The organism is Streptomyces sp. ID05-39B, assembly GCF_033794725.1.
GTDB lineage: Bacteria > Actinomycetota > Actinomycetes > Streptomycetales > Streptomycetaceae > Streptomyces > Streptomyces bobili.
Genome location: NZ_JARGEF010000370.1, coordinates 1 through 5,572, shown reverse-complemented (window position 1 = coordinate 5,572; position 5,572 = coordinate 1). Strand labels below are relative to the sequence as shown.

Annotated in this window: 6 protein-coding genes and 1 pseudogene; 4 read left to right on the top strand and 3 right to left on the bottom strand. The window is 72.4% G+C overall.

All coding sequences use genetic code 11. The annotated features are described in order from the left end of the window. Both P1P75_RS39195 and P1P75_RS39190 read left to right on the top strand, forming a co-directional pair. Positions 1–246 (top strand): annotated as a pseudogene (locus P1P75_RS39195) (transcriptional regulator); the annotation flags it as partial. Positions 247–287: 41 nt separating this feature from the next. Next, positions 288–830 carry a toxin-antitoxin system, toxin component gene (locus P1P75_RS39190; RefSeq protein ID WP_319264380.1) on the top strand — a complete coding sequence of 181 codons (543 nt, stop codon included), beginning with the start codon at positions 288–290 and terminating at the stop codon, positions 828–830. A 41-nt stretch (positions 831–871) separates the two neighbouring features. On the opposite strand, the gene P1P75_RS39185 is transcribed toward P1P75_RS39190, so the two are convergent. Then, positions 872–1,897 carry an alpha/beta hydrolase gene (locus P1P75_RS39185; protein WP_319264378.1) on the bottom strand — a complete coding sequence of 342 codons (1,026 nt, stop codon included), beginning with the start codon at positions 1,895–1,897 and terminating at the stop codon, positions 872–874. A gap of 239 nt (positions 1,898–2,136) precedes the next feature. Here P1P75_RS39185 and P1P75_RS39180 point away from each other — a divergent pair, with 239 nt between their 5' ends. Beyond that, a complete protein-coding gene (locus P1P75_RS39180) occupies positions 2,137–2,376 on the top strand; it encodes a hypothetical protein (protein WP_319264377.1) in 240 nt (79 codons plus the stop codon). 52 nt (positions 2,377–2,428) lie between these two features. Here P1P75_RS39180 and P1P75_RS39175 read toward each other — a convergent pair whose 3' ends face one another. Both P1P75_RS39175 and P1P75_RS39170 read right to left on the bottom strand, forming a co-directional pair. Next, positions 2,429–3,118, bottom strand: a complete 690-nt coding sequence (locus P1P75_RS39175) for a 4'-phosphopantetheinyl transferase superfamily protein (RefSeq protein WP_319264375.1) — start codon at positions 3,116–3,118, stop codon at positions 2,429–2,431. Continuing rightward, positions 3,115–3,975, bottom strand: coding sequence for a metallophosphoesterase (locus P1P75_RS39170; RefSeq protein WP_319264373.1), 861 nt, complete (start codon positions 3,973–3,975; stop codon positions 3,115–3,117). The genes P1P75_RS39175 and P1P75_RS39170 overlap by 4 nt, the downstream gene beginning before the upstream one ends. Before the next feature lie 272 nt (positions 3,976–4,247). On the opposite strand from P1P75_RS39170, the gene P1P75_RS39165 reads away from it, so the two are divergent. Beyond that, positions 4,248–5,378: an ATP-grasp domain-containing protein gene (locus P1P75_RS39165; RefSeq protein ID WP_319264371.1), complete on the top strand. Its 1,131-nt coding sequence runs from the start codon at positions 4,248–4,250 to the stop codon at positions 5,376–5,378. Positions 5,379–5,572 lie beyond the last annotated feature (194 nt).

The window sequence follows — 5,572 nt, the reverse complement described above, 5'->3', positions numbered from 1 at the left end:
CTCACGGCGGAGGACCCGGAGGCGTTGGCGGGCGCCCTGCAGCACATCGAGCAGGAACTGCTGCAGAAACTCGCCGCCCGGGAGGCCGCCGCGGCGGCCCCGGATCCGCTGGAGCGCCTCCTCCAGGACCACGGAGTGCGCGGGATCGCCTGGCGGGCCGCCCAACTCCCCACCGACCAGCACCGCGACAAGGTCGCCGAGTGGCTGGACATGCTCCTGGAGAGCGTGAAGCGGCCCGAGTCGTGAGCTGGGGGAGAACCAGGAGAGGCGTGGGCATCGCAAAGGACATGCGCCGCCTGTGCGGCGAACTGGTCGGGGACCTGACCCTGTCGGCCCCTGCCGCCCCGGCCGACCTGTACGCGGCCCTGTGCGACGGCATGAGCCGCCGCCGCGGCCGCCCGGTCACCTTCCGTACGGCCGCGTTCCCGCCCGGCACGGCCAGCGGCCTGTGGCTCGACATGGCCGACCAGGATCTCGTGGTGATCGAGGAACGCACCGCTCCCGGCCACCAGTTGGTGATCCTGGGCCATGAGCTGTGGCACATGGAGGCCGGGCACCACGGCCACCACGTGGAAGGCACCGCGGTGGCGGCCCGGCTGCTCGACGACGGGGTGGACCTCGGGGCGACGGTCCGCAGGGTCGCCGCGCGCACCAGGTTCGACCAGGCCGACGAGCGGGACGCCGAGAGCTTCGGACTGCTCCTCGCCAGCAAGTGCCGTAGCTGGCTGGCCGGTTCGGCGCCACGCGGCCGCGGGCGGCGCGACCACCTGGCGGGCCGGATCGAGGCGGCACTGGGGTACCTGGGACCGCAGGACCGGGCCGGCCGCTGAGCGGCCTCGCGGCTCGGACCGACCGACCGTCCGTCAGGTCATCACGTGGCGCTGCGCTCGCCGGCCTCCTTCAGGTCCCTCTCCCCGGCCGCGGGTGAGGCGCCCGCACCGGGCCGGCCCTCAAGCAGCAGGCCGCGCCAGCGGTCGCGGCTCCAGTTGGCCGGTGCCGTGGTGCGGGTGAACTCCTCGACCAGGGAGCGGAACCGGGCCGGGTCGGTGTGGAACGGGAAGTGCCCGGCGCCCTCGAAGATCTCCAGCCGGCTGCCGGGCATCGCCTCGTGCGCCCCGTACGCGTGGCGGACCGGCACGACACTGTCCCGGTCGCCCCACAGCAGCATGGTCGGCATGCCCTCGGTCAGATAGCAGCGGTCGAGCATGGTGACGACCTGGCCGCGCCAGTCGACGACCGCTCGCAGGGTGCGGATGAAGGCGTTGCGCGAGGTCTCGTCGGGCAGGGCGTCGACGAGGGTGAGCAACTCGGGTGCGTCCTGCGCCAGATCGGTGTCCAGGAGCCTCATCAGCCGTACGGCGAGACCGACCTGGAGTCGCATGCCGGGCAACCGCAGTGCGCAGAGCGCCAGATGGGCGCCGGGCAGTGACACCAGCCGCAGGCCGGGGTTGACCTCACGGCCGACACCGCCCGCGCTGACGAGAATGAGGCGTTCGGTGCGCTCGGGGAACTGGTAGGCGAACTGCATGGCCACTCCCCCGCCCAGGGAGTGACCGACCAGGGTCGCCGACTCGATGCCGAGCGTGCTGAGCAGGTCCCGCAGGCCGTTGGCGTAGGCGGCCACCGAGTAGTCGGCGCGCGGCTTGTCGGAGGCGCCGTGACCGAGGAGGTCGGGGGCGACCACGGTGTGGGTGCGGGCGAGGTCGGGGATCAGCTCGGCCCAGGTGGCGGAGGAGTCCCCGATGCCGTGGATGAGGACCAGCGCCGGTCCCTCCCCGGCCATCCGGAAGGCGCGCCGGTAGCCGTGCAGGACACGGTGGCGCACCTGGAGTTCACCGTCGCCGACCCGGCGCAGCCGTGGGGCCCGCGCGGGGCGGTTCTGCGGGGTGTCGGCCACCCGTTCGCCTCCCGTCACCGTGGCCTCCGGCGGTCGGCCGAAAGCTCTTCCTCCCAGCGTAGGGCTGCTTTCCCCCGGGGGATTTCGCCGAGGTTTCGCCTCCGCTGAGCGGGCGAACCGGTGCCGGGGAAAGCCGGATTGTCAGTGGTGGACGGCAAGCTGGGAGGTACGCCGCTGTACAGGGGCGTACGCGCCGCCGAGCGCGTGGGAGACGACGCCGACACGGGGAGAGCCGACCGATGCCCACTGCCGTACTGACCGACCGCGAGCGCACCGCCGTGCAGGCCTATCTGCGGCTGCTGCACACCGTCCGGGCGGCGTTCGGGGACGACGCGGGCGGTCCGCCGCAGGACCGCCGGCCGCCGGTGGTGCCGCCCGCCGTCCTCGCGGAGGCGGAACGGGCCCTGGCGGACGCGGGCCTCGCGGGCAACGAGGAGGAGTTCTTCCGCCTGCTGCACAGCTGGCTCCCGGACCGGTGACGGCGGGGACCGCGAAGGCACTGACGGCGGGGGTCGTGGTCCGCCGGGAGGCTCAGCCGTGCGGGACGGTGATCGCCGTGGCCACCAGTCCCCGCCCGACGGTCCAGCCGCCCTCGAAGTGTCCGAGACGGCAGCCGTCGACCACCGGCCCCGGGACGAGGAGGCGGGCCCGCAGGGTGCCCTGGCCGGCGCCCGCGGGGCCGGCGTCGATCTCGATGTCGGCCTCGCTGAAGTCCAGCCACTTGCGGGTGAGGGGGAACCACGCCTTGTAGACGGACTCCTTGGCGCTGAACAGCAGCCGGTCCCAGTGCACCTCGGGCCGGTCCGCGGCCAGCCGGCGCAGCCGTTCGCGCTCCGCGGGCAGCGCGATGGCGGACAGGACGCCGTCCGGGAGCGGCTGGTGCGGTTCGGCGTCGATGCCGAGCGAGGCCAGGTCGCCGGCCCGGACCAGGGCGGCCGCGGCGTAGCCGTCGCAGTGGGTCATGCTGCCGGCCAGCCCGGCCGGCCACGTCGGGGCGCCGCGTTCACCGGGCAGCACCGCCTGCGGGGGCACGCCGAGCTTCTCCATGGCGCGGCGGGCGCAGGAGCGTACGAGGGTGAACTCGCGGCGGCGTTTGGCCACGGCGCGTGCCACCAGCGCCTCCTCCTGCGGGTACAGCGGGCCGTCGCCGAACTCGCGGACGCCGTCCTCTCCGTGCGCCTCCACGGCGACCACCGTCTCCGGCAGCAGCTCCTCGATCACGCGCTCTCGTCCTTCCAGGGCAGGATGCGGCGCAGCCGGCCCGGTGGCTGCGGGCGCTTGCGCCACTCGCGGGGGTAGCCCACCGACACCTCCTCGAAGCGGACACCCTCGTGCCAGGTGGTCCGGGGGATGTGCAGATGGCCGTAGACCATGGCGGCGACGCGGAAGCGTCGGTGCCAGTCCGCGGTCAGCCGGGTGCCGCACCACATGGCGAACTCGGGATACCACAGGACGTCGGTGGGATGCCGGTCCAGCGGGTAGTGGTTGACGAGGACGGTGGGCAGGTCCTCCGGGAGGGCGGCGAGCCGGCGCTCGGTCTCGGCGACGCGGGCCCTGCACCAGTCCTCGCGGGTCGGATAGGGGTCGGGGTGCAGCAGGTACTCGTCGTTGCACACGACGCCGGTCCCGTGCGCGTACTCCAGCCCCTCCTCCTTGGTGGCGCAGCCCGCCGGGAGGAACGAGTAGTCGTAGAGGAGGAACAGCGGGGCGATCGCGACGGGGCCGCCGGGACCCTCCCAGACCGGGTAGGGGTCCTCGGGGGTGATCACGTCCAGCTCGCGGCACATCTCGACGAGGTGCTCGTAGCGGGCGACGCCGCGCAGCGTGACGGTGTCCTTGGGGTGGGTCCACAGTTCGTGGTTGCCGGGGGTCCAGACGACCTTGCGGAAACGGCTTGCGAGGGTTTTCAGGGTCCAGTGGATGTCGGACACGTTCTCCGAGACGTCACCGGCGACCAGCAGCCAGTCCTCGTCGCTCTCCGGGGCCATGCCCTCCACCAGGGCCCGGTTCTCCGGATAGCCGATGTGCAGATCGCTGATGGCCAGTAATTGCCCGGCTCCACCGGCCGTCGACGTCACCCTGTGCTCCCGTTCCCCGACTGTCACCCGTCACCGCGCACGCGGGATCGACACCGCGGCTCCCCCATCCTTACCGCGCTCCCGCCCCGTACGAACATGATCGGAAAATCCGTAACACGCGCGTTGCACGCGGCACCTTCGGGAGCCCGTATGATCGCCCCAACACCACCGCCCCGACCTCCCGTCGCGCACGGCGGTTTGGTGTCCCTCCACTCCCCCTGCCCGGGCCGGGCCTGCTTCGCCCTGCCCGCGAACCGTGAAAGGCGGCCTGCATGGTCTCTCGCGTACGCGTCTGGCTCAACCGCACGTACGCGGAGAACGTGTTCTTCATGGATCAGCTGCGGAGAAACCCGAGCGACCGGGCCGTGGACATCCACGCCACGCACGGTGACGCCGATTCTCCCGTCCTGGCCGCCGCCGACACCGCCGATCTCGAACCGGAGGGTCTGTCCCCCGCCGGGTACGTGGAGTACGCCCTCGACCAGTGCCGGCGCCGCGGTATCGACGTGTTCGTGCCCCGGCTGCACCAGTCGGCGATCGTGGCGCACCGCGCCGACTTCGCCGCGGCCGGTACGGCGCTCCTGGCGCCGCCGCCCGAGGCTGTCGCCGTCTTCCACGACAAGGTGATCGCCTACGAGGCCGTCCAGGCGATCGGCGTGCCCGTGCCGCCGTGGCGGCGGGTGCGAACGGCGGACGAACTCGTCGCGGCTGTCGACGAGTTGGAGGCCGACGGCCACAGGGCGTGCTTCAAGCCGGCGTCCGGCGCGGGCGGCGTGGGCTTCCGCATGATCACCCACTCCCCCTTCTCCCTGTCGCAGCTCAGCGGCTTCCCGACGCCGTACGTCCAGCTGGACATGGTCGTCGAGGCGCTGAAGCAGGCCGAGGAGCAGGTGGACTGGCTGGTGATGCCGCGGCTGGAGCAGCCGGAGGTGTCGGTGGACTGCCTGACCGGTCCGGACAACCGGATCCGGCTGTCGATCGGCCGAACCAAGAACGGCCGCCGCCGGGGTTTCACCCTCCAGGAGCAGTGGCTGGAGCCGGCCCGGCGGATCGCCGAGGGCTTCGGGCTGCACTATCTGTCCAACATCCAGTTCCGGATGTTCGGGGATGTGCCGGTCCTGATGGACGTCAACACGCGTCCGGCCGGCGGCCTGCACCAGCTGTCCCTGTGCGGGGTCAACGCCCCTTGGGCAGCGGTGCAGTTGGCGCTCGGCGAGGACCCGGGTGAGATCGTTCCGCCGTTCCTCGGGCAGGACTACGCGATCGTGTCGGGGCCGCGGCAACTGCGTGCGGTCTCCTTTCCGCAGCATCGGGTGGAGGAGACGGAGCCCTTGCCGGCGGCCGTGCCCGCGCCGGTCGACTCCGTCGAGGTGGGCCAGGCGGCACAGGCGCTGCCGCTGTAGTCCTGCGCGGCCTCACAGCAGGCTTGCTTCACTCGCTGAACCGGCCGCTCCCAGACGACAGAAGTCCCCCGGACGAGAAGTCCGGGGGACTTTTTTCTCCCGGGGTGTATCAGGGGCCGGTGTGCGCGCTCTTAACGGTGTCACACCGAAGGCCCACGGAGGATCCAGGGGGGATCACGGGGGACGACGGGGGT